This is a genomic window from Streptosporangium nondiastaticum, assembly GCF_003011965.1.
Taxonomy (GTDB): Bacteria; Actinomycetota; Actinomycetes; order Streptomycetales; family Streptomycetaceae; genus Streptomyces; species Streptomyces nondiastaticus.
Genome location: NZ_PXWG01000001.1, coordinates 139,388 through 161,889, shown reverse-complemented (window position 1 = coordinate 161,889; position 22,502 = coordinate 139,388). Strand labels below are relative to the sequence as shown.

Sequence of the window (22,502 nt, the reverse complement as noted above, 5' to 3'; positions counted from 1 at the left end):
CAAGTGCTCCGAAGCCCGCGACGTGAGCTGTCCAGCAACCAATCTCGCCGGCAATAGCGCTCGGGCATGTGGAAAGGTCGGTCCATGTGGTCACAACTGCCGTTCGGAGAGAGACTCAAAGCCGAACTGGGTTCGCCCCGGCGGGTGCGCAGGCTGAGCAGCAGTCCGCGTTCACGCGTGTGGCGGGCCGAGTTGTCCGGAACGCCTGTGGTGGTCAAGCAGCTCGTCGGCGGCCCGGGAGCCGCCGACGGTTACGCCCGGGAGGCGGCTGCGTTGCAGATTGCCTCCCGGGTCGACCCGCCCGTGGTGCCGAAGCTTCTCGGCACCGATCCGGGCGAGCGGGTGCTGGTGCTCGAGCACGTGGACCGCCAAAAGCCGTGCGAGGGCTGGGTGGTCGACTACGCGGACGCGCTGGCCCGGCTCCATGCGGCTGCCGTTGCCGACACCGTGGGCAGTCTTCCGACCTGGTCGGGCCCGCCGCTGGATGACATCGGCTCCTTCCTCAGGCTCGCCAGAACGCTCGGCGTGGTGCTGCCGTCCGGCGTGCGAACCGAGCTGGAGGGCCTTGTGGACCGCCTGGCCGGCGCTCCGGGCCATGCCCTGCTGCACGGCGACCCCTGTCCCGGCAACGACATGCACACCAGCGAAGGCGTGAGGTTCATCGACTTCGAACAGGCCGCGCTGGGCAGCGGGATCACGGAGCTTGCCTACCTCCGTATCGGCTTCCCGACCTGCTGGTGCGCCACGGCTCCGGCTCCGGAGCTGCTGGACGCGGCAGAGAGTGCGTACCGCTCGGCATGGCGTACCGCAACCGGCACCGAGGTCCCGGGCGATCTCACCGATGCGTGCGCCGGCTGGCTGCTACGGGGTGACGCTCTGGTCCAGCGGGCCGAGCGCGGGGTCACCGACCGTCTGGGCGAGCTCCCGGACCGTGACTGGGAATGGGGCACTGCGACCGCTCGTCAGCGGCTGGTGCACCGCCTTGGGGTTGTCAGCCGGATGACTGCAGAGGGCGGCGGGCTCAGCCGGCTCGGACAGCTGGCCGCGGCCATGCGCGAGAGCATGCTCACCCGATGGCCCGCACTTCAGCCACTGCCTGCACAGCGACCTTAGAGGGTTCTCCGCCGGCCTTAGAGGGTTGTCCGCCGGCACCAGGAGGGTGCTTCGCCCTGATGCTCGCCCGGCGGACAACACGGTCCCGGTCAGACGTAGTATCCCGAGCAGGACAACCTGGGGCGGGGAGGGCGCGATGGCATTCGGTTCACTGCTCTTGTTCTGCATGGGCCTGACCGCTGTGGTCTCCGTGGGGGTGGGCTCGCTGGGCATCTACGCCTTCACCCGCAATCGTGTGCCCGGCCGGCCGCTGCGCCGCATCGTGCGCAATCCCCGGCTGTGGGGGCTGGGCCTCCTGTTCCAGGTGGCAAGCCTGCTCACCTACTCCTGGATCCTCTTGGCCGTGGGCTTGGTCGTCACCATCTGCGGCCACGCCCTCAAGCCCACCGGATAAACCGCGGCCTGTGCCGCACCGACGACCTGCAGATCACGGCGAAGGACCGCACGATCGACGGCGCCCCCGACAGCACCGTGGCCTCCCCTCGGGCGCGTACCGCCGAGACGGGCGTCAGGCTGTGGCCCGGCGGTGAGCAGTAGACGGCTCGATGGGCTTCGTTATCCTCAGCACCGCCGCACACAGCGCCGAAGGAGGCACCGATGACTGCCCCGGAAGATACCGCCCGGCCCGTCCCGGACGAGAACACGCCTGCTGCCCACGCCTCCGCCGCCCTGCTGGAGCGCCTGGCCGGCGAGCTCGGCAGCCGGGCTTCGAAGACGATCGTGTACGGCGAGCCCGTCACGACCGACGGCATCACCGTCATCCCGGTCGCCGAGATCGGCATCGGGTTCGGCTTCGGGGGTGGCGCGGCGCGCACGGTCGGAGCCGCAGCCACGACCGGCGAAGGCGGAGGCGGAGGCGGAGGCGGAGGCGGAGGCGGAGGCGGCGGAGGAGGCGGCGGAGGAGGAGGAGTCATGGCCCGGCCCCGCGGCTTCATCGAAATCAAGGACGGCACCGCCGCGTACAGACCACTCCGGAATCCCTGGGTGGATGTCGCGCTACCGGTCGCCGCCCTCTTGGCAGGCACCGCCCTTCCACTCCTCGCGCGTCGCCTCACCAAGCGCCGTATTGGGTGAGCAGGTCGCCCTCGGGCGGCCGGAACCGCATCTGCGCCTCCGCTGCTGCGGGTCTCAGAAAGTTCGATCGATACGCCAGGTGGCCTGGGTGGTGGGGTTGACCAGGTCGGTGGAGTCACAGCTGAGGTGGCGGTCGGTGCGCCGGTGGCTGAGGGCCTCCAGCGGGCGGCATGGGAGGCATCCAAGTCCCTGCTTGACCTCGCCGAAGCCTGGCGGCGCACCCTGGACTACGGCTTCGCCGAACCACTGCACACCGCTGACCCCGCCGTCCGCGAACGGGCACGGCGCCTCTTCATCGCGTTCATCGAGCGGGCCGAAGGGCACCACCCCTGCCAGGTCATGTTCCTGGCCCTCGTCGTACACCTGCCGATGCCCGCACGGGCTTTGATGACCACAACGCCCCATTCGCTGGCACGGGCGTCGGCACGGACCGTCCTATTTACCCATTTCTCGTGTCTGTCTATTTCTCGTGCTGTCGGCGCACCATCTCATTGACCCAGACGGGCACGAACGGAGACGTGCAGCCCGGGGACGCCGGGTAGTCCTTGAGCACCTGTAGGCGTTCGCCGATGTCGATCGCGCGGGTGCGGTACTCAGGGTGATCGATCCCGATCCGGGCGCACGCACACCCAAGGCGGTGGTTGAGCTTGCCTGTAATGACGCCATGGGCAGTCTCGTAGTGAAGACGGTCCGCTGCCCGGGCGCGGCGGTGCGGATCGTGTCCTGGATGACGGTCAGAGTGGCCATGCCCGCCCCTTCCGGGCAATCCGACCAAGGCGGGAAGGGGGTCCTGGCGCCGGAACCGCGGCGTGCGGCCGCGCACCGCCCCGACCGATTCGCAGCCTGCTTGGACCGGCAATTCCAGTGCACCTGAATCGTCGAACGGTACGTCCAGGACACAAGCCATCACGGGACGATCACCATCCGGAGACCGTCACCGCCGACGGGCAGCTTCGGGAACCTGACGGCCGTGTCCTTGGGAATTCTCGGAAGCTACGAAGGGGACGTGGAGGCTGCCGTTGACGTTTGAGTTTTAAGGTCGGCGATCTTAAAACTCAACATCGACCGGTGGCTCATCAACCCGTCTTCATCTCCATCAAGACAGCAGCTGCTTCAGTAACTGTCTGGATGATGTGGTGGGGGCGCGCCTCGACGTCGGGGAGCGGTCGGCCGTGGGAGACCCACACCGTAGTGAGGCCGGCACGCTGGGCGCCCGCGATATCGCTCTCGAGGCTGTCGCCGACCATGACCACATGTGGTCCCGGTTCGGCGCCGAGGCTCGTGATGGCGTGGCGGAAGATCCGCGCGTCCGGTTTACGGATCTCCACGGCGTCGGAGATGACGACGGTGTCCACCAAGTCGTAGAGCCCGGCGCGATGGAGCTTGTTGGTCTGGTTGTCCACCATGCCGTTCGTGACAACCCCCAGTCGCCAGCCCGCCGCCCGTAGACGGGCGAGCGTTGCGCACACCTGTGGGTCCGGCTCGACCAGCTCCGGCATCCGACGCCGGTACTGGGCGTGGAGTTCCGACACCGGAGGCTTCAAACCGAATGCGGCCTTCGCCAGCTCGAAGAACTCCACCCGCCGCGACGAGTACGCCAGGTCCGTCTTCAGCAGCCATTCCAGCGGCACACCGTGATCGTCAGCGAACTCTGCTGCCCACCGTCCGAACGTCTCCCGGCGCCGGACCAGGGTGTCGTCCAGGTCGAACAACCCTACAAAGTCAGCCATGGTCACCCTCGCAGCCTCCACGAAGCGACCCCTCTCCCCCGGTGAAGAACGTCGTGTCGAAAGTACCGCGGTGTTCAGCCGGGGCGGGCAAGGATGGCCGCCACTGAACTCCAGTACGGGGGTGGTCCGAATGGATGACGGACGCGGACCGCGCTCCGCCTGTAGGGTCCGCCCATGACGTACAAGGCAGACCGGATCGGCAGTGCACGACGAGGGGAGAACCCCACGGTCCTGCGCCGCCTGCACACCTCGTTCGCGGCGATCGGGGATGTGCAGTTCCTGCCCGGGTACTGCGTCCTGCTCCTCGACGATCCCGGCGTGGAGCAGTTCTCCGAGTTGCCCAAGGCTCGCCGGCTGGCGTTCCTCGCCGACATGGACACCCTCGCCGAGGCCGTCGAACTGGCCTGCCGGAAGCAGGATCCTGCATTCCGCCGTCTGAATCTCGAAATCCTCGGCAACGCGGAGCACTTCGTCCATGCCCACGTGTGGCCCCGCTACGACTGGGAGCCCGCCGACATGATCGCGCGTCCGGTGTGGGCGTATCCGCGCGGTCGCTGGCACGACCCGCAGCACACCCTCGGGTCCGAGCACAAGCAGATGCGGGAAGCGATCACGGCCGAGCTCGATGCTGTGCTCGGCCGCGACGATTCCTGATGGTCGGGCGAGGCCCCCAGGCCTCGTCATGCCGACGGCGGCTGCCCTCTACCCCCCTGCTAGCCCTCGGCCTTCACCAGGCCGTCCTGGTCGAGCCCGGCCAGGACCGCTCGCCTTCGAACAAGGCAACCGCGACTGGTGCGAGCGCACGGTCGCGGTCCTGCGCGAGCAGCAGCAGGCCTGCGTCCAGCACTGACAGCGCATACGGCTGCTGCATCGCGCGCCCGGCCGATGTCTGCACGGCCGCACCTACCGTCCTGCAGAGCTGCTGCAGCAGCCGGCAGGGGGTGGCGCGAGCGGGCCGGGATCGGCATCATGAAGTCCAGGGAAACCTCCCGGGGGCCGTCGACGCGGAACGTCGCATCCGGGCTGGTGTCCATGTGCCGGCAAGGCCCGGAGATCGGACCACTGCCATGGACACGATCCTCTTATCCGTCAATGCCGTTCTCGGTGTCATCGCCACTGCGCTGTCCCTCTCGTCGGAGATCATCCGCGCGCGACGAACCAGGCAGGCCTGCGAACACGCTCGGCGTGGCATTCACGCACCTTCCCAGGGGCACGACGGAGCCGTGTGACCGCGGCCGCGTGGTTGTGCCCTCAGACGAACTCCTTCACGCCGAGGGCCTGTCTGGTCATGCCCCCTGCCTGAGTGCCTACGGACTCCCGACGGGCGAGGCGTTCGCGCTGCACGACGGCCGGCTCGGGGTCTTCAGTGCCCCGCAGACAACGATGCTGCTGGAGCGCCTCGATGCTGGACGCCGGGACGGGACGCGCACAATGCCTTGGGGGATATCACGGACGGAGAAAGCCGCCTCCAATCGGAGCAAGCCGGCGATCGCGCAGGTCCGCGCGAGACGCCCTCCGTCGCAGCCTGTAAAAGGGGTTGGTGGGCAGGCTGAGACCACTAGCCTTGGGCCATGCGCAACACCATCCGCGTCCGATTCGCTCCGTCACCGACGGGCATGTTCCATGTCGGCGGCGCTCGCTCCGCCCTGTTCAACTGGGCTCTCGCGCGACAGCAGCAAGGCAGGTTCGTTCTGCGGATCGAGGACACGGACGCCGAGCGCAACCGTCCTGAGTGGGTGGACGGCATCATCAGCGCCTTGACGGCGATCGGGATCAGTAAGGACGATCCTGCGTTCGAGGGACCGCACTTCCAGTCGTACAACGCCGAAGCGCAGCGCGATGCCGCCTTGAGGCTGTACGCCGAGGGCAAGGCGTACTACTGCGACTGCCGGCGCGAGGATCTGGTCGCGCGCACCAGGTCGCAGCACCTCGGGTACGACGGCTTCTGCCGCGAGCGGGGCTTGGCGTACGTGGAGGGCCGTGCGTTGCGCTTCCGCACTCCGGATGGCGGGGCGACGGTCGTCGACGACGTGGTCCGCGGGCGGACCGAGTTCCCGAACGCGTCCCTTGAGGACTTCGTGATCGCACGGGGCAACGGCTCGCCGGTCTTCGTGCTGGCCAATGCCGTGGACGACATCCGTGAGCGGATCACGCACGTCATCCGCGGTGAGGAGCACCTGTCGAACACCCCGAAACAGCAGCTCCTGTGGAATGCGTTGGGGGCCGAGCCCCCGGTATGGGCGCACCTTCCCGTGATTGTCAACGAGAAGCGTCAGAAGCTCTCCAAGCGCCGCGACAAAGTGGCGCTGGAGGACTACCTGGCCGAGGGCTACCTCTCGGATGCGATGGTCAACTACCTGATGCTCCTCGGCTGGGGCCCGGGCGACGATGTGGAGATCCGGCCCTTCAAGGAGCTGGAGGGCCTGTTCCGCCTGGAGGACGTGAACAAGGGCTCGGCGTTCTTCGACGTGAAGAAGCTCTCGGCCTTCAACGGCGAATACATCCGCGGCCTTTCTCCGGAGCGGTTCGTCGCCGAGTGCCGTCGGTGGCTTCAGGCCCCGTATGCGCCGTGGGCGCCCGAGAGGTTCGATGAACGGGCGTTCGAGGCCGTGGCCGGCCTGGCGCAGACGCGGCTGACGGTGCTCTCTGAGATCACGCAGTACGTGGACTGGCTGTTCCTGGAGGCACCGCCCGAGGACGAGGTGTCGTGGGCCAAGGCCATGAAGGCGGGGGCCCGAGAGGTCCTGGTGTCGGTCCGGGCTCAGTGGGGTGCGTGCGACTGGACGGCGGACGGGCTCAAGGCGGCGCTGGAGAGCGTGGCAGCGGAGCACGGACTCAAGCTGGGGAAGGCGCAGGCTCCGGTGCGTGTGGCGGTGACCGGCCGCACGGTGGGCCTGCCTCTGTTCGAGTCGGTGGAGATCCTGGGGCGCGAGCGCGCCCTCTCCCGAATTGAGGCGGCGATCGAGCGGTTGTCCGAGACTGCGTGAGGGGGCCACGGCGGGCGGATGGTAAGGATCTGGAGCTCGCACTCGGAGGGCTCGGAGGCGATGTGGTCTCTTCGTGAGTACGGGAGAGACCTCGCTATTGGTTCCGAGTGCGTGAGCCCGTTCATTCTCCGGTCCGTCGTGATGCAGCCGGCCAGGGACGTCAGCAACGTGAGCGGACCGCGCAGCAGTCACAGCCCGTGGCCGAGCACCGGCAGAGCCCAGGCGCCATCACCACGGTGCGAGGCAGAGGTCCGGTCATGGCTTCCGCTGACACACCCGGCAACCGCCGAGGGCAAGATGCCCGACCCGGCGCATGAGGGCACTCCAGCGCACCGCGCTCGCACGGTTCATGCATCACTGGCAGGGAAAGACTCACAGGGGGCTGTGTCAGAGCCACCGTGCAGGCCCTGGTCGCCGGCACCTCACTGGTGGCGTCGGTGCTCGCCTGACCTTCAAGGTGGTGCGGTCCGACTCGCGGGAACACCCGGTCATTGCTCTCCGTGAAGATCTCGGATGGCACGGGGCGACCGGCTAGGGGGGCGGCGTGATGACTCACGTGACCGATGTCCATTACCGGCAGCACGTCATGCCGTACTACCGGGCGTTCGAGTCACGCTTCGGGTATGCGGCGCTGCTCGGTCGCACGCGTCATTTCGGCTGGTACGAGCCGGGCCATTCCCCTTGGGGATTCGCGGCAGCCATGCGGCGGATGGAGCTCGTCCTGGCCCGGAAGCTGGCCCTGTCTCCGGGGTCGTCGGTGCTCGATGCCGGGTGCGGGGTCGGCGACACGGCGCGCACGATTGCACGGGCGAGCGGGGTGTACGTCACTGGGATCGACGGGATCGAGCCGGACGTCGTCATTGCGCGGCAGCGGTCGACCCGTGCCGGTGAGCTGGGCGGGCGCACGCGTTTCCTCCTGGCCAATTATCACGCCCTGCCGTTCGCCGATGCCTCCTTCGACGGCGTCTACACGATGGAGTCCTTTGTCCACTCCCCCGACCCTCGGCAGGGACTCGCCGAGTTCTTCCGCGTCCTGCGCCCTGGCGGGAGGCTGGTGATGTCCGAGTATTCGAGCACTCCACAGGCTCATCTGCTGCCGCAGGCGCGGTCCGCGCTGATCAGGGTCTGTGAGCTCTCCGGTATGCCGGGCATGCTCACGATGACCCACGGCCACTTGGAGCGGCTTCTCCAGCAGGCCGGTTTCGTTGTCGAATCGGCCTATGACGCGACGGAGAAGGTCCTGCCCATGCTGCGGTGCTTCTCGGTGCTCGGACGGCTGCCCTATGCGCTCGCGCGCGCCGTGGGCCGCGGCGACAGGCTGGTCAACGCGATGAGCGGGGTGGAGATGTACCGGCACCAGGAGACATGGCGGTACAACATCTGTATCGCCAGCAAGCCATGATGCTTCCAGGGCGCCGGATAGCCTCCAGCTGTGGCGCTGTTCTGCGGCCACCGTCCCATTGCCTGCCGCGCCTCGGCGTACGGCACCGACTCCGCCTTCCAGCCGGGCGAGCGCGCTGCCGAGGTAACGCCGCGCCAGGCACTCCACGGGCATGTCCCCTGCCGTCAACGCCTCGCGCAGGGCCTGCTCCAGCCGGGCCGGGCCGGGCCGGGCCGGGCCGGGCCGGGCCGGGGCAAACTCGCGGCGGGCGAGCCGCGCCACGCCCAAGCCCGCCCGCGCCCGGGCGTGACGTCCGGCTCGTCCAAGCCGAGGGCACCGCCGAGGTACTGCTCGGCGGCTCAGATCTCGCCGGCGTCCACGAGCTCCATGCCGCACCTTAGGAAGGCGGCGGTCAGGCCCTCGGGTTCCTCGGGGGTCAGCGGCTCGGCGAACAGCTCCAGCGCCGCTGCCGTGTCCCCTCGGCTCAGCCGTACCGCTGCCAGGCGGGCCTTGCCCAAGGGCCAGGTCGGAGGCGTCCGCCGCCATCTTCCCCAGCTGGCGCCGGGCGATGTCCAGGGCCTCCGGCGAGTCCGAGGCGGCGGCCGACTCCAGCAGCTCACAGCCCGCCGCCGCGATCCCTTGCCGGGCGAGCGGGGCCCGCACCGGGTGCCGCGAGGCGATCGCCTGACGGTACGCCCTCTCTCGTCCAGCTCGCGCAGCACCGGATTGCTCGCATACCCACTCGTCCGGACCATGCACTCAACCAGAACAAAGGGCCCGCTCCTCTCGTTCGGGCGAGGATCAGGTTCCCCGGGAGAGGGCATGATCGGAGTCACGGTGTGGAGCCTTGAGCGAAGGAGACGATGTCCTCCATGCCCGGCTGGTAGCCGTCGGAGGTGTCGACCTCCAATACGGGGACGTCGAGGGAGATCGGCACGAAGGAGTCGAGCGAGTGCTTTCCTGAGGCCAAAGCCTCAAGGAGGTCGTGGTCCCCATGGGCTGCACGGTGGTGGCTCTGCCGCACTCGATCAGCGATCCGGTCATGCGCGACGTCCGCTGGGGTCATGCATCGGAACCGTAGGTGCGTGATCCAGGACATGGTGCGTTTGCCGAGCCGGATGGCGATGAACCCGAAGGCGATGAATCCGGGTGGTCGGACGACGTGCTGCCCGTGACGACAGCTGCCCGTAAGGGTCGCTCCCAGCCGGAGGGCAGCATGGCCAGGGCCCGTTCCCCGACCGGTGCGCTCGTCGTCGACGACGGTCGACGGTGCGAAGGCGCGGCCGACGGCCTGCGCGGACAAGCCCCCCTTCGAGCCGAAGCCGGACGCTGATGCACCGCATTCCGGGACGATGGAGCCGCGGTCTGGAAGCCGATGAAGGCATCACGAGGTTCACGATCACCCGGGATTCACGATCACCCAGCTCTCCGCATTCGGCACAGATTACAGATTATGGTGACCGCATGGATCACGATGAACCGCCGCTGCACGCCCCGTCGTTCGGTGCAGCGGCGGTTGCCTACGCCGAGCACCGCCCGGACTACGCTCAGGCCGCGGTGCGCTGGGCGCTCGAAGCCGCGCCCGGTCCGCGCGTGCTCGACCTCGGCGCCGGAACCGGCATGCTGACCGCCACGCCGGTCGCGCTGGGTGCCGACGTCATCGCGGTCGAGCCCGACCCGGCCATGCTGACCGAGCTGCGCCGTTCGCTGCCGGGTGTCCGTGCCCTGTCGGGCAGTGCCGAGGAGATCCCGCTGCCGGACGGTTCCGTCGATGCCGTGCTGGCCGGCAACGCCATGCACTGGTTCGACATGGCCGTCGCGGGACCCGAAATCGCCAGGGTCCTCGCGCCCGGCGGCATTCTGGCCGGCTTGTGGAACCTCATGGACGACCAGGTCGAGTGGGTTGCCGGGCTCGCACGGGTCGGTGGGAGCGCGGCGATCGGCCCGCGCGACACGCCTTCCAGCTGGCGTACCGAGACGGCCGGCATGCACCTTCCGAAGTCCGGAGCGGCCGCCCGGTTCGGCTCGCCGGAGCAGGCCGAGTTCCCGCACGGACAGCGCCGTACCGCCGACTCCCTCGTCGCGACCCTCGCGACGCGCGCCGGGATGCTGGTCATGCCGGAACAGGAACAACAGGCGGCACTGGAGCGGATCCGCGCGTTCCTCGCGAGCACGCCGGAGACCGCCGGCGGCGAGTTCACGCTGCCGATGCGGACCGGCGTGCTGCGCACCCGGCAGCTGTGAAGCCCTCGATCGCCCGGTCTCCGCTTCCGCGCGTCGCGGTTGGGCGTGCGTTCCGAGGAATCCGAGGAATCTGAGGAAGGCGTGAAGGATGCCGGTCGCCAGTCGTCCCGCCAGTCCAGTGACCCCGTCGCCACATCGGCGACTCCGTACGCGCGCACATGCCGGTGACAGGGCTTGGTCACAGGGCTCCCTGATAGCCCCTCGTGCAGGGCAAGGATTCTCACCGTTCGGCGACGCTCTGCCCACACTGGCTGGAAAGACACCCTCGGCATTCACCCGTTGGTGGCGGCCGGGACAGACCGCTCTCCCGCCCCTGGCAGAGTTGAATGGGACCCGGGACCGGGCTTTCCCGATAGGAGGAGCGCGATGGCCGATCCGGCGGCGACGGCAGACGTACAGGACTTCGTGAAGTTCTGTGTGCCACTCACCGGCTTCACCGCATTCGACCTGTACGCGACCGATATGGCCGGGGCATATCTGGACACCGCGCGCCGCCAGGTGGGGCCGGAGCGCTTCGATACGTTCTGGACCGCGTGGAAACAGGCGGTCACGGGCGGCGGCGGGCCGCAGGACCTGGCGCCCACCCACCGGGAGGTGGCCCGCGCCCTGGTCTACCTCTGGTATACCGGCGCCTGGCCCCGGCTGGCCCCCGCCGCCCACGCCGACCTGCGGCGCGAGCAGGCGAACACGGAGTTCGTCGTGGCACCGGAGGCCTACGTGGAGGGGCTGGTGTGGCGGACCTTCCACGGCCATCCCTCGGGCGCCAAACCGCCCGGCTTCGGCACCTGGGGAGTCAGACCGCCCGCACCGCCCGAGGTCGAGGAGCTGCGCGCCGGACTCGGCGTGCGCGACGTCGCCTACCGCACCGGCCTCGACGCCGAGGTCTCGCCCGAGGACATCCCCGCCCACCTGCTGCCCGGCTTCCGGTCCGGGCGTCACGTCCCCCCGTCCGAGGTCCCCGTGGCCACGGTCCCCGGCACGATCGAGGAGGGCAGGGTATGACGGAGCACGTCACTGCCGACGCCGCGGCCCGGCGCCGCTACGACATCGTCATCGTCGGCGCCGGCTGGGCCGGCAGCGCGCTCGCCCAGCGGCTGGGCGACAAGGGCTGGCAGGTCCTCGTCCTGGAGGCCGGAAACGGCGACACCGACACTTGGCCCGGGTTCCTGGACACCCTGTCCACCTTCCGCTCCGCCGTCGCGAAAGTGCCCAACTCCGCCTACCGGCCCAACGCCGCAGCACCCTCGCCCAACGTCCTGGATCTCGCACCGGTGCGCAACCCCCGGCCCGGAGAGCCCGAGTTCACCGCGGGCGGCTACTTCGTCCAGAACGGACCGCTGCCGTACGGCACCGACTACCTGCGCGCTCTGGGGGGTACCGCCATGCACTGGCTGGGTGCCGTCCCCCGCATGCGGGACGAGGACTTCGAGACTCGCACGCGCTACGGGTACGGACGCGACTGGCCCATCGGCGCCGCGGAGCTCCAGCCCTGGTACGCCGAGGCCGAACGGCTTCTGGGCGCCGCCGGGCACGGGCAGGAGCAGTACGACCTCGGCGTCGTCCACGACTCCCGCTACGAGTACCCGATGCAGGAGATCCCGCGCAGCTACATCGACCGGTACTGCAAAGAGGCGGTGGAGGGGGAGGTCATCACCGATCCGGTGGCCGAGCGGGACTACACGCTGACCCTCTACGGCCTGCCGCAGGCCCGCAACTCCACGCCCAACCCCCGCTACCGTACCGATCCCCCCTTCCGGGTCCGGGGCGCGGTCGGCCTGCCGAACTTCGGCGAGCGTTGCGTGGGCAACGCCAGCTGCGTACCGATCTGCCCTGTGCAGGCGAAGTCCCTGCCCTTGCGCATCCAGGCGGCCTTCCCGCGCTCCGTCACCGTGGCGAACCGCTGTGTGGTCACCCGGGTGCGCAGGTCGGGTGAGCGCAGCGTGTCCGGGGTGGAGTACCGCACGTACACCGACCCGGCCTCGCCCGTCAGCCGCTCGTACGTCGTCGAGGCCGACGTGGTGGTGCTCGCCGCCCACGCCATCGAGAACGCCCGGCTGCTGCTCTTCTCGGAGCTGGCCAACGGAAGCGGCCAGGTGGGCCGGAACCTCATGGACCACCCCACCGTGCTCAGCTGGGCCCTCGGTGCGGAGAGCAAGGGACCGGTCGGGCCGTTCCGGGGGCCGGGGCACACCTCCGGCTGGGAGGTCTTCCGCTTCGGCGAAGGGCGCCGCCGCCGGGCTCCCTTCCGCATCGAGATCGGCAACTGGGGCTGGGGCTGGGCCACCGGGGCGCCGATGAGCAACGTCGCCACCGCCTTGGGCATCGGCGGCGACGAGCACGGCGAAGTGCGGCCGGACGGTGTCTTCGGCCCGGAGCTGCGCCGGCTGCTGGGTTCCAGCGTCGGCCGCCAGTTGCAGTTGCAGCTCGCCGTGGAGCAGCCGGCCGACCCCGGCAACCGTGTCACCCTCGATGGGCGCCACCGCGACGCCATGGGCAACCCGCGCCCCGTCATCACCTATGACCTCAGCGAGCACGTACGCGATGGCGCACTGGCCGCCCGGGCGGTGGCCGGGGAGATCTTCCGCCGTATGGGAGCGGACGACTTCACCAACCACGCTCCACGGGACGGTGTCCCCCCGCTGGGGCACTTCGTCCACAAGGGTACGGACCTGGCCTACAGCGGGGCGGGCCACGGGGCCGGCACCCACATCATGGGCAGCGACCCGGCGACCTCGGTGGTCGACGCGGACCAGAAGACCCACGAGTTCGACAACCTCTACGCCGTGGGCTGCGGCAGCATGGCGTCCGTCGGCACCAGCAACCCCACGCTCACCATGATGGCGCTGGCCTTGCGCAGCGCCGAACGGATCCACGACTCCCTGGCCACCGCCCGCCGGCCCGTCGTGATCCGCACCCCCGACACGACGGAGGCGACGGCGTGATCACCGCGACCGAACTGCACGAGAAGGGCTTCCACGTCCCGCGGAACCTCGGCGAACTGCGCACCTTCCTCCAGGCCGCGATGGAGGTCGAGCACCTGACCATCCCCGTCTACATGACCGGGATGTACACCATCCGCCCCGGCACCAACCGCACCGCCTACTTCGCCATCCGCAGCGTCCTGATGGAGGAGATGCTGCACATGACGCTGGCCGCCAACCTGCTCAACGCGGTCGGCGGCCGTCCCCGGGTGGGCCGCGCCGAGTTCGTGGGGAAGTACCCGGCCAAGCTCCCCTTCAGCAGCGACGACCTGCCTCCGGTGCCACTGCAGCACTTCTCCCCCGAGGCGCTGAGGACGTTCCTGCGCATCGAGCAACCCCGCTCGATGACACCCCCGCCGCAGGAGGGCTCCGGTTGGACCTCCATCGGGCAGTTCTACGACGCCCTGCGGCAGGGCGTGCTGCAGATCGTGGACAGGGAGGGCGAGCGCGCGGTCTTCCCTCCGGGCCGCGAGCACCTACAGGTGGGCCCGGACGACTTCTACAACTCCGGTGGCGAGGTCTTCGCCGTCCACGACACCAAGTCCGCGCTCCTGGCGCTGCGGGTGATCAGCGAGCAGGGCGAGGGGGTGAGCGACACCATCTGGGACAGCAACGATCTGATCTTCAAGGAGGAACGGACGCTCGCCCACTACTTCCGCTTCAACGAGATCTGCACAGGCCGTAGCTACGGCCCGCACGACCGGCCCAAGGACCTGCCCAGCGGACCCCTGATCGACGTCAGCTGGGAGGACACCCGTCCCATCCACGGCGACTCGAAGGTCGCCGACTACGAGCGGTTCGCCTCGACCAGTGACGTTTACGCCCGGGCCGTGGAGTTCAACTCCCGGTACGCGGCCCTGCTCACCTGCTTGGACCGTGCGTTCAACGGCAAGCCCCGCGTCATGGCGCTGGCGGTGCCCACCATGCTGGAGCTGCGCGACCGGGCCGGACAGCTCCACCACAACCCCCACCCCGATCCGGCGCTGGCGGCGCTCGGCGTCTTCGCCAGCCCCACCTTCGAGCTCGGCCGGCCCCAATTCGACGCCGCCGCGCAAGCGGTCGACACCGACATCGCCCTGGCCGGCTTCGAAACCGGCGAGCCCGTCGACCTGTCCGCCCTCACCCCTGCCACCGGCGAGACGTTCGCCTGAGCGGACGCAGCCGGCACGCGATTGCCACCTGCGCCGGCCTTGCGGGCCGCCTCTCGTGATGGTGGTGCGCGGCGGTCACAGACCGCGCAGGAAGGGGAGGGAGGGCATGAAGAAGTACTCGCCGCCCTTCATGGTCACGGCCTGCGCCATGGCGGGGACTTCCTGGCCCTCCTCCTCGCCCCACACCTTCGGCCAGGTCGCCGGGGGGCGGTCGCCCTGCCCGATGACCTGGTCGAGGCCGGGGTCCGGATCATCTTGTTTTTCGGGCTGCGGGAAGCCGGGGTTGTTGGCCCAGGTGTGCTGCGTGAACTCGAACTGTTTGTTCAGGTCGGAGTTGAATGCCATGAACAGCAGGCCGACACCGGTCTCGGGAAGGTCGCCTTCGGTCCGCTCGCCGTAGGTCTGCCCGCGCCGCGCCATCAAGTGGCGCCGTTCGGCCTCCGGCGGCTGCCCGAAGCCGCCGGACCCGCGCGGGTTGGTTTTACGGATGTGTGCCTGGTACGGACACTTGTGGGCGTCTTTGTCGCTGTCGTAGGTGAAGTTGTTCATCACCGGGCCGTGTGCTCCGGGCGTGGCCTGCAGGGTGAGCGGAGTACCGTCCTTGAAGCGGCCGACGAGCATCGCACCGGCTCGCTCGCGGTCGTCGTTCTCAAGCTTCAGCGCATCGGCGAGGGCTTCCTCGGCCTGCCTGAACGCCCGGACGTTCTGCTCCAGCTTGCGCAGCACGAAGTAGCTGCCGAAGTCCGTCGCGGGGTCGGGGGCGGCCGGATCCGCGACCAGTACGCGTTCCAGTGGCTGGGCCGGGTTCCATACGGAGATTCCGTCGGTACGGCGACGCTCTTCCTCCAGGTCCTCGGTGAGGAACAGCGGCTGGCTGCGGCCGTCGACATAGCCGAAGTGCTCGATCCCGTCATGGTTCGCGTTGTGCATGCCGCGGCCCTCCTCCCTGCCGAGCACACGGATCGAGCCCGTCAGCAGGCCCTCGACCTCCTGGAGCTTGGTGGTCACCGTGCCGGCTTCGGCGCCGCCGACCAGGACGACGGCATGGATCGCTTCCTGAAAGCCGGCTTCCCACTGCGCGACCTCCGGGTCTCCGAGCTTTTGCCGGGTCGCGTCGTCCTGCATCCCCCTCTTGAAGGCTTCGTCGGAGGGGGCCCGGTCGGCCAGTTCCAGCCGGCCGTAGCCCGCGAACGTCAGCCCCACACCGACATAGGGCACGTCCGACGCGTCGTTCGGCCCGTTCTCCTTGAAGGCCTTCACTTCCTGAAGATGCGTCTTGGCCGACTTCACCAGCGGGGCCAGCCCGGTCAGGAACGCCCGTGCCTCCGCAGTGCCTTCCGTGCCCTGGCCGAACTGCAGCAGCAGGATGTGAAGATGCTCGCGTACATGGCCCTTCAGGATGTTGGCCTGCAGATTCTGCAGCATCGTGTCGGCATCACCGGTGGCGTTCTTGAACGACAGGGGGTTCTGGAGATCTACGGGCATGCCGGCCCCTTTCATCGAGCCTGAAATGTGACGTCTTCCGGGCCGGCCTGCAGGGTGGCCGGTGCCGGAACAGGAGCCCTCACCGTGGACGGGGCCGTCCGATCCGGATCAGTCGGAGGCAGCGGTAGGTCGTCATGGGCGATGCAGGACCCGACGTACAGCCTGGTGGATTCTTTGGTGATGCGCGACTTGGCCATTGCGCTGCAGCCATCACGTACTCGGTTACTCCCGGCTGCCGGATTGCGTTCACCTGGGCACGAGGCCTGTTTCCCGCTGTGCGGCGGCACCCACAACGCTCGCCGATCCATTCGCATCGGTTCGCGCTCCGACGAACCTCGGCCAAACAGGTGACAGCAATGGCGGCCACCACGGGAACTCTCACCGGACTACAGGAACCCCCTTCCCGAGCACCGCTCCGGCGCATCGCAACCCACGCCGACCATATGAATGAAATCCGCCGGCCCGGTCTCCGCCTCCGGTGAGGCGCACGCGCCGTGTTTCACAATGCATCAGGATTCCCGCATGCGAGAAGGAGAGCGCCATGTCTACAGTCCTCAACTATCGAAGCAACATGATCGTCGAACTGATGCGGATGCCCGCCGAGGAACACGACGAGGCGTGGCTCAAAGACGCATTGCAGCAGGCAGTCCTGCTGGAGCTGGCGACGCTCCCCCCTTACTTGTGCGGTCTCTGGTCGATCGAGGATCCGGACCGTGACGGCGAAGTCTCCGAAACGATCAGGGAAATCATCTTCGACGAGATGTCCCACATGGGCCTGGTCTGCAACATGCTCACCACCATCGGCGGCACCCCCCGGCTCGCCGACGCGGCGCTGGTGCCGAAGTACCCCGGAGCACTGCCCGGCGGCGTACGGCCTGAGCTCTGCGTTTCCCTCACCGGACTGAGCAAGGAGGCGCTCGACATGTACTCCCAGATCGAGAGGCCCGACGACCCTGTCGTCGAGGATGCGGAAGTCCACACATCTATCGGGGCCTTCTACACGCAAATCCTTGAAGCATTCCGGAAGCAGCCGCAGCTCATCAAGGGAACCAAGCAGATCACCAGGAACATGTCGTCCCACGGCAAGGGGAACGACGTCGTCGCACTCACATCACTGGCAGACGTAGAGGCCGCCATCACCATCATCAAGGAACAGGGCGAAGGAACTGCCGCGTCACCGGACAACCCCTTCCCGGGACAGCCCGGGGAGCTGGCCCACTTCTACTCCTTCCGGGAGATTTTCCACGGCAAAAAACTGATCCAGGTGTCGAGTGACCCACAGCGCTTCGACTTCCAGGGCGCCGACATTCCCATGCCACGGACCTCCCGCATGGGAACTGTCCCCAGCGGCGGCTGGGAGCAGGGAGGGGTTCCCGTCTCCAGTGAGGTGCGTGTGCCCCTCGACTCCTTCAATCAGCACTACAGCTCCATGCTTCGGTTCCTCGAAAAGGCCTGGCAGGCGGATCAGTCAAGCACGCCGACACCGGCACAATTGCTGAACAAAGCCGTCGGGGAGATGCTCCAGCTGGAGGATCCGGCGCGGCAGCTGATGCAGTTCCCGCTGCCGGGTAGCAGCGGGAGGACCTTTGGTCCGGAATTCCGGTACGTCGAGGCCGTGGAGTGACAGAGGGACACGCCTGTCGTGGCAGTGCGGTTCGCGGCCCAGCCGCCGGGCGTCGAGAGCCCATGCACCCGTCTGCCCCGCAACGCTCGGCATCGGCTACCACTGGAGTGCAGAATCAATACACGTGACCGCCTCTCCCCTCCCCCCTCATCCGAGGGCGTCACGTTCGGAAAGAAGCAACGATGCATGATGCCGGGCAGTACGAACGCTACGCCGGTGGGTCCCCCGAGGCCGAGCGCATCCTCGTCGAGCGGCTCGTCCACGACCTGATGCGGGTGCAGATCAAGGTCAAGAAGCGCAGCGGAGCCGCCGGCATCGCGCGGACCTTCCACGCGAAGGCGGCGCTCGGCATCGAGAACGCCCGGCTGACGATCCGCGACGACCTCCCCGCCGATCTGCGGGCCGGCTTCGTACGGCCCGGAGCGGATTATCCCGTCACCGTCCGGCTGTCCAACGCGAGCGGGGCCCGGCAACCCGATCACGCCCCCGATCTGCGAGGGGCGGCGCTGCGGATCCGGACCGGGCCGGACGAGTCCCACGACCTCCTGATGACCAGTTTCCCGGCCTCCCACGCCCGCAACGCACACGAGTTCGTGGCGTTCGCGAAGGCCATGGCCGGGGCCGACTCGATGCCCCGCAAGGCATTCGCTCTGTTCGTCAGGCTGCCCCTGGCCGTGGGCAGGCCCACGGCCAGGCGCATGCGCCGCAACGTACGCGCCGGAACCCGGCACACCGTGCGCAGCCTCGCACACGAGACGTACTGGAGCCGTGGAGCCGTCCTCTGGGGCGACGCCGGGCCCGTGCGCTATCAGCTCCGCCCCGACCCGGACGCGCCCTCGGCAGCCGCACCGCCCCCTTCCCGCACCGACCCCGACCACCTGCGGCACGAGCTCGCCCAGCGCCTGCGCACCGCGGACGTCGTCTTCGAGCTGTGCGTGCAACGCTACGTGGACAGCAGGCTCACGCCCATCGAGGACGGCGCGGCCGAGTGGAAGGAGTCCGCCACGCCGGTGATCCCCGTGGCGACGCTGACCATCCCACGCCAGGACCTGGACGCCTCCCCGGCGCGTGCCACCGCCACCCGGGTCGAGCAGCTCGCCTTCAACCCGTGGAACACCACCGAGGCCTTCCGGCCCTTGGGCAACCTCAACCGGGCCCGCAAAGCCGCCTACGAGGCCGGCAGTGCCCTGCGCCTGGGGCATCGCTTCGTCACCGAGGAACCCCGTCGCAACGCCGTGCTCGGCGTCCCGCTGCGCGCCGGCTTCCGCGCCCTCAACCGGTTCGTCCCCTGGTACCGGCTGCCGACCCGGCTCGGTCTGCTCAACCTCGTCGCGCTCCGCCAGACCCTGCGCCGCGAGAACCTGATCGACACGGAGGTCCACCAGGCTCCGCCGAAGACGCAGCCGGTGCCTCCGCTCATCGACGAACGGCTACGGGTGGAGCGCAGCTACGACGGTACGTACAACGACTTGTCCGCTCCGAAGATGGGCGCCGTCGGCGCCACGTTCGGCCGCAACCTCGCACCGGTCTACCGCCCCGACCTGTTCGACAGCCCCAATCCCGTCACCGTCAGCAGGCAGCTGCTCCACCGTGACGCCTTCATCCCCGCCCGGTCGCTGAACATCCTCGCTGCCGCGTGGATCCAGTTCCAGGTGCACGACTGGGTCAACCACCAGCGCCACCCCGCCGGCACGCGGAGCGTGGAAGTGCCGCTCCCGCCCGGCATGACCTGGCGCAACTCCCCCGGCGGACCGCCCGAGAACGTCATGCGGTTCGCTGAGAACAAGGGTGTGCAGCCGCCCGGCGGCCTCGCACCGCCGGCTCTCTTCGGCAACGTCGCGTCCCACTGGTGGGACGGTTCGGAAGTCTACGGCGGAGACCAGCAGGCCGCGATGTCGCTGCGCGAGCCGGGCGGTGGCGCGGCACTGCGCCTGGAGGACGGACACCTGCCGCTCGGCCCCGACGGCATCCCGCTGACCGGGTTCAGGGAGAGCTGGTGGCTCGGCCTCAGTGCCATGCACACCGTCTTCGCGCGCGAGCACAACGCCGTGTGCGAAGCGCTGCGGCGGGAATACCCGCACATGGACCAGAACCGGGTGTACCACACGGCGCGCCTCATCGTCTCCGCCCTCATCGCCAAGATCCACACCGTGGAATGGACCCCGGCGATCCTGGCGACGGAGACGATCGACATCTCCTTGCGGACCAACTGGCAGGGCCCTCCGAAGAACTGGCTCACCCAGCTGGGTCTCTGGATGTTCGAGGCGCACTCCCTCACCGGCATCCCCAAGACCCTGCCGGACCACCACGCCGCGCCCTACTCCCTCACCGAGGACTTCGTCACCGTCTACCGGATGCACCCGCTGATCCCGGACGACTTCGACATCGTCGACCACAGGTTCGGTCACCGGATCGACACCTTGGACTTCAACGCCGTACAGGGTGCCGCCGCGGAGCCCCTCATCCGCAAGACCGGACTGGCGAACGCGCTGTACTCACTCGGGATCGCCAATCCCGGGGCGATCACCCTGCACAACTTCCCCCGCGCGCTGCAGGCCTTCGAACGGGACGGTGAGGTGATCGACCTGTCCGTGGTCGATCTGGTACGCACCCGGCGCCGCGGCGTCCCTCGCTACAACGACTTCCGCAGCGGCCTGCACAAGCCGCGCATCAAGCGGTTCGAGGAGCTGACCACCGAGCCGGAGACCCTCGCACGGCTGAAGGACGTCTACCGCACCGTCGACGACGTCGACACCATGGTCGGCCTCTTCGCCGAGAACCCGCCCCGGGGCTTCGGCTTCAGCGACACGGCCTTCCGCATCTTCATCGTGATGGCCAGCAGACGGCTGCAGAGCGACCGCTTCCTCACCGTCGACTTCCGCCCCGAGGTGTACACGCCCCTCGGCATGGACTGGATCGAGCGCAACGGCATGACGAGCGTCCTGTTGCGGCACTGCCCCGAGCTGGCGAGCTTCCTGCCCCGCTCGGCCAGTGCGTTCGCGCCGTGGCGCCCGGTCGAGCCCGCCCGGAACAACTCCGGGCCCGGCAGCGACTGAGAAGGCACGGTCACCAGCCACTGGCGGCTGACGGCTGCGCACGGCTCACCCGGTTGTGTGCCACCGCTGGTCGTGCAGCCGGTGGTCCTCGGTCAGCCCGTTGCGGAAGAAGCGCTCGTAGTAGTCGTTCTCGACGTGATGCGCCTGCAGCCAGACCCCCGGGGCGTGGATCGTGTCGCAGTGCGCGGGAAATCGCCCGTGGGTCTCGTAGATGTAGGTGCAGATGTCGCGTGTGCACGCGATGACGTCGGCGGAGTAGTCACTGGCCTGGCGCAGGTACTGGGACCCGAACTCGCCTCGGTAGATGCGTGCGAACAGCCCCTCGTCGGAGTAGATGCCCTTCGGCCCGAACTTGTCCGCCACGACGGCGTCGACCGCGTCGGCCATCGAGGCGTAGTTCGGCGGGCACATCGCCTTGATCAGGTGCTCTCCGTCGTGGCGCAGGCCCACGGTGGTCGCTCGCAGGCCGGAAAAGCGGGGCAGGGGCACGTGCCACCGCAGGAGGTCCGCGGGTTTCCAGCGAGGGGTGGCCCAGTCGAAACCGAGCATCGCACCGTAGGTCTTGCGGAACTTGGGGTCGCCCAGCATGACCGGTGGGGCGAGCGATGCGTGGATCCAAGCGCCCAGGCCCATGGCGTCGGCGGTGAGCATGAGGTTCTGAAGCAGCAGGTCCGCCTCGATCTGTGTGCGCATCGCCCAGATGGCGCCGAGGGGGAGCTTGATGTCCTTGTTCAGGAATCCCGACTTCATCCACTTCTTCACACCCGCGGGGCGGTAGAAGTTGCGATCGTCGACGATGGTGGGCCGTGCTCCCTCGGGCTGGGTCAGCAGGTACATCATCCCGTTGATGTACTGCCGGGAGAGGTCGACCACCGGGAACAGGACAGTGGTGCCCGGCAGGTTCGACAGGAACCGGTTGGAGTCGAGGTAGGCCGGGAAGTCCCGGTTCCCGTGCGGCACGTCGATGCGGTGGTCGAGCAGCCGCACCTTCGCCTCGGCGGCACGCGCGCACAGGGTCTCGGTGTCGGACACCGCCGGTGAGCCGTCGGCGGGAGGAGGGAGTTTGCGCAGGAAGTAGGTGCCGGTGTCGTTGATCAGGAAGAAGTGCGTGCCCTGGGCGTTGTCGGGGCTGCCCGCGGTCCGTCCGGCCATGTTGAGGTTCGGCTTGGCCATGATCGGCTTGCCGTCACGGGGGTCGGCGAACGGGCGGTCCGGCATGGTGAGGCCGGTGCATCCCGTCATGGCGATCAGGACGGCCTCTTCGAGCTCTGTCAGGGGCGTGCGTGGCTGCGTGGAGGCCCAGCTCATCGAGCCGGCCTCGACCGAACTGCCGCGGCTGACCCGGTGGGTGCGGCGATGCCAGACCGAGGTGAGCAGCGGCCGGGTCATGAGGGCGTCGAGACCGGCGTGGCCGTATGTCTGCATGGGCCGGGTCCTCCTTGGTATGGGTCGAGAACAGATTGAACGGCCTCGAAACCCTCCTCGGCGCTCCTCGTTCATGCCCTGGAGACCCTGCCGGTCGCGCATCGGACCTTACTTTGACCCATGGGGGCGATTTATGCCACATAGGAGCATTTCATGCTGAACTTTATGAGATAAGCAGGACGAAGTCGTCGGAACACGTCGCTCCGGTCGCATCCGACGCGAGGGCACCCGTACGGATGCCGAAAGTCACC

The 22,502-nt window shown here is 68.6% G+C and carries 19 protein-coding genes; 12 read left to right on the top strand and 7 right to left on the bottom strand.

The genetic code is table 11. The features are described 5' to 3' along the window. Window positions 1-66 precede the first annotated feature (66 nt). The 3 genes from B7P34_RS00740 (at window position 67) to B7P34_RS37080 (ending at window position 2,187) form a co-directional block, all read left to right on the top strand. A complete protein-coding gene (locus tag B7P34_RS00740) occupies window positions 67-1,113 on the top strand; it encodes a phosphotransferase (RefSeq protein WP_353620222.1) in 1,047 nt (348 codons plus the stop codon). A gap of 136 nt (window positions 1,114-1,249) precedes the next feature. After that, complete coding sequence (locus B7P34_RS00735; RefSeq protein ID WP_106673767.1) at window positions 1,250-1,507, top strand: hypothetical protein; 258 nt, start codon at window positions 1,250-1,252, stop codon at window positions 1,505-1,507. Window positions 1,508-1,710: 203 nt separating this feature from the next. Next, window positions 1,711-2,187, top strand: coding sequence for a sporulation protein (locus B7P34_RS37080; RefSeq protein WP_189382288.1), 477 nt, complete (start codon window positions 1,711-1,713; stop codon window positions 2,185-2,187). 54 nt (window positions 2,188-2,241) lie between these two features. On the opposite strand, the gene B7P34_RS00725 is transcribed toward B7P34_RS37080, so the two are convergent. Then, complete coding sequence (locus B7P34_RS00725) at window positions 2,242-2,550, bottom strand: hypothetical protein (protein WP_146166671.1); 309 nt, start codon at window positions 2,548-2,550, stop codon at window positions 2,242-2,244. A gap of 713 nt (window positions 2,551-3,263) precedes the next feature. After that, window positions 3,264-3,917 carry an HAD family hydrolase gene (locus B7P34_RS00715; protein WP_223267383.1) on the bottom strand — a complete coding sequence of 218 codons (654 nt, stop codon included), beginning with the start codon at window positions 3,915-3,917 and terminating at the stop codon, window positions 3,264-3,266. Window positions 3,918-4,091: 174 nt separating this feature from the next. On the opposite strand from B7P34_RS00715, the gene B7P34_RS00710 reads away from it, so the two are divergent. Beyond that, the gene (locus tag B7P34_RS00710; RefSeq protein WP_106673763.1) at window positions 4,092-4,571 is read left to right on the top strand and encodes a diadenosine tetraphosphate hydrolase; all 480 of its coding nucleotides are present in this window, start codon (window positions 4,092-4,094) and stop codon (window positions 4,569-4,571) included. Window positions 4,572-4,644: 73 nt separating this feature from the next. On the opposite strand, the gene B7P34_RS37075 is transcribed toward B7P34_RS00710, so the two are convergent. Then, a complete protein-coding gene (locus B7P34_RS37075; RefSeq protein ID WP_189382286.1) occupies window positions 4,645-4,812 on the bottom strand; it encodes a hypothetical protein in 168 nt (55 codons plus the stop codon). Window positions 4,813-5,488: 676 nt separating this feature from the next. On the opposite strand from B7P34_RS37075, the gene gltX reads away from it, so the two are divergent. Together gltX and B7P34_RS00695 are read left to right on the top strand one after the other, a co-directional pair. Continuing rightward, on the top strand, window positions 5,489-6,904 hold the full coding sequence (gltX, locus tag B7P34_RS00700; RefSeq protein WP_106673762.1) for a glutamate--tRNA ligase: 1,416 nt from the start codon (window positions 5,489-5,491) through the stop codon (window positions 6,902-6,904). A gap of 556 nt (window positions 6,905-7,460) precedes the next feature. Continuing rightward, window positions 7,461-8,306: a class I SAM-dependent methyltransferase gene (locus B7P34_RS00695; RefSeq protein ID WP_223267345.1), complete on the top strand. Its 846-nt coding sequence runs from the start codon at window positions 7,461-7,463 to the stop codon at window positions 8,304-8,306. 338 nt (window positions 8,307-8,644) lie between these two features. On the opposite strand, the gene B7P34_RS37070 is transcribed toward B7P34_RS00695, so the two are convergent. Continuing rightward, window positions 8,645-8,803, bottom strand: coding sequence for a hypothetical protein (locus tag B7P34_RS37070; RefSeq protein WP_189382284.1), 159 nt, complete (start codon window positions 8,801-8,803; stop codon window positions 8,645-8,647). Between the two features lie 314 nt (window positions 8,804-9,117). Continuing rightward, window positions 9,118-9,351: a hypothetical protein gene (locus B7P34_RS36575; protein ID WP_146166669.1), complete on the bottom strand. Its 234-nt coding sequence runs from the start codon at window positions 9,349-9,351 to the stop codon at window positions 9,118-9,120. A gap of 398 nt (window positions 9,352-9,749) precedes the next feature. Between B7P34_RS36575 and B7P34_RS00685 the strand changes: the two genes are divergently transcribed. The 4 genes from B7P34_RS00685 (at window position 9,750) to B7P34_RS00670 (ending at window position 14,661) form a co-directional block, all read left to right on the top strand. Then, window positions 9,750-10,529 carry a class I SAM-dependent methyltransferase gene (locus B7P34_RS00685; protein WP_106673759.1) on the top strand — a complete coding sequence of 260 codons (780 nt, stop codon included), beginning with the start codon at window positions 9,750-9,752 and terminating at the stop codon, window positions 10,527-10,529. Window positions 10,530-10,895: 366 nt separating this feature from the next. Further along, window positions 10,896-11,531 (top strand): hypothetical protein, encoded by a 636-nt coding sequence (locus B7P34_RS00680; RefSeq protein ID WP_106673758.1) that lies wholly within the window; start codon window positions 10,896-10,898, stop codon window positions 11,529-11,531. Further along, window positions 11,528-13,471: a GMC family oxidoreductase gene (locus tag B7P34_RS00675; RefSeq protein ID WP_106673757.1), complete on the top strand. Its 1,944-nt coding sequence runs from the start codon at window positions 11,528-11,530 to the stop codon at window positions 13,469-13,471. Before B7P34_RS00680 ends, B7P34_RS00675 begins: the two co-directional genes overlap by 4 nt. Beyond that, the gene (locus B7P34_RS00670) at window positions 13,468-14,661 is read left to right on the top strand and encodes a ferritin-like domain-containing protein (RefSeq protein WP_106673756.1); all 1,194 of its coding nucleotides are present in this window, start codon (window positions 13,468-13,470) and stop codon (window positions 14,659-14,661) included. Before B7P34_RS00675 ends, B7P34_RS00670 begins: the two co-directional genes overlap by 4 nt. Window positions 14,662-14,736: 75 nt before the next feature. On the opposite strand, the gene B7P34_RS00665 is transcribed toward B7P34_RS00670, so the two are convergent. Beyond that, on the bottom strand, window positions 14,737-16,146 hold the full coding sequence (locus tag B7P34_RS00665) for a Dyp-type peroxidase (protein WP_106673755.1): 1,410 nt from the start codon (window positions 16,144-16,146) through the stop codon (window positions 14,737-14,739). Between the two features lie 541 nt (window positions 16,147-16,687). Here B7P34_RS00665 and B7P34_RS00660 point away from each other — a divergent pair. Both B7P34_RS00660 and B7P34_RS00655 read left to right on the top strand, forming a co-directional pair. Beyond that, window positions 16,688-17,770, top strand: coding sequence for a ferritin-like domain-containing protein (locus B7P34_RS00660; RefSeq protein ID WP_106673754.1), 1,083 nt, complete (start codon window positions 16,688-16,690; stop codon window positions 17,768-17,770). A gap of 182 nt (window positions 17,771-17,952) precedes the next feature. Then, the gene (locus B7P34_RS00655) at window positions 17,953-20,826 is read left to right on the top strand and encodes a peroxidase family protein (RefSeq protein ID WP_106673753.1); all 2,874 of its coding nucleotides are present in this window, start codon (window positions 17,953-17,955) and stop codon (window positions 20,824-20,826) included. A 45-nt stretch (window positions 20,827-20,871) separates the two neighbouring features. Here the strand turns inward: B7P34_RS00655 and B7P34_RS00650 are convergent, their stop codons facing one another. Then, on the bottom strand, window positions 20,872-22,251 hold the full coding sequence (locus tag B7P34_RS00650; protein WP_106673752.1) for a hypothetical protein: 1,380 nt from the start codon (window positions 22,249-22,251) through the stop codon (window positions 20,872-20,874). Window positions 22,252-22,502: the final 251 nt, after the last annotated feature.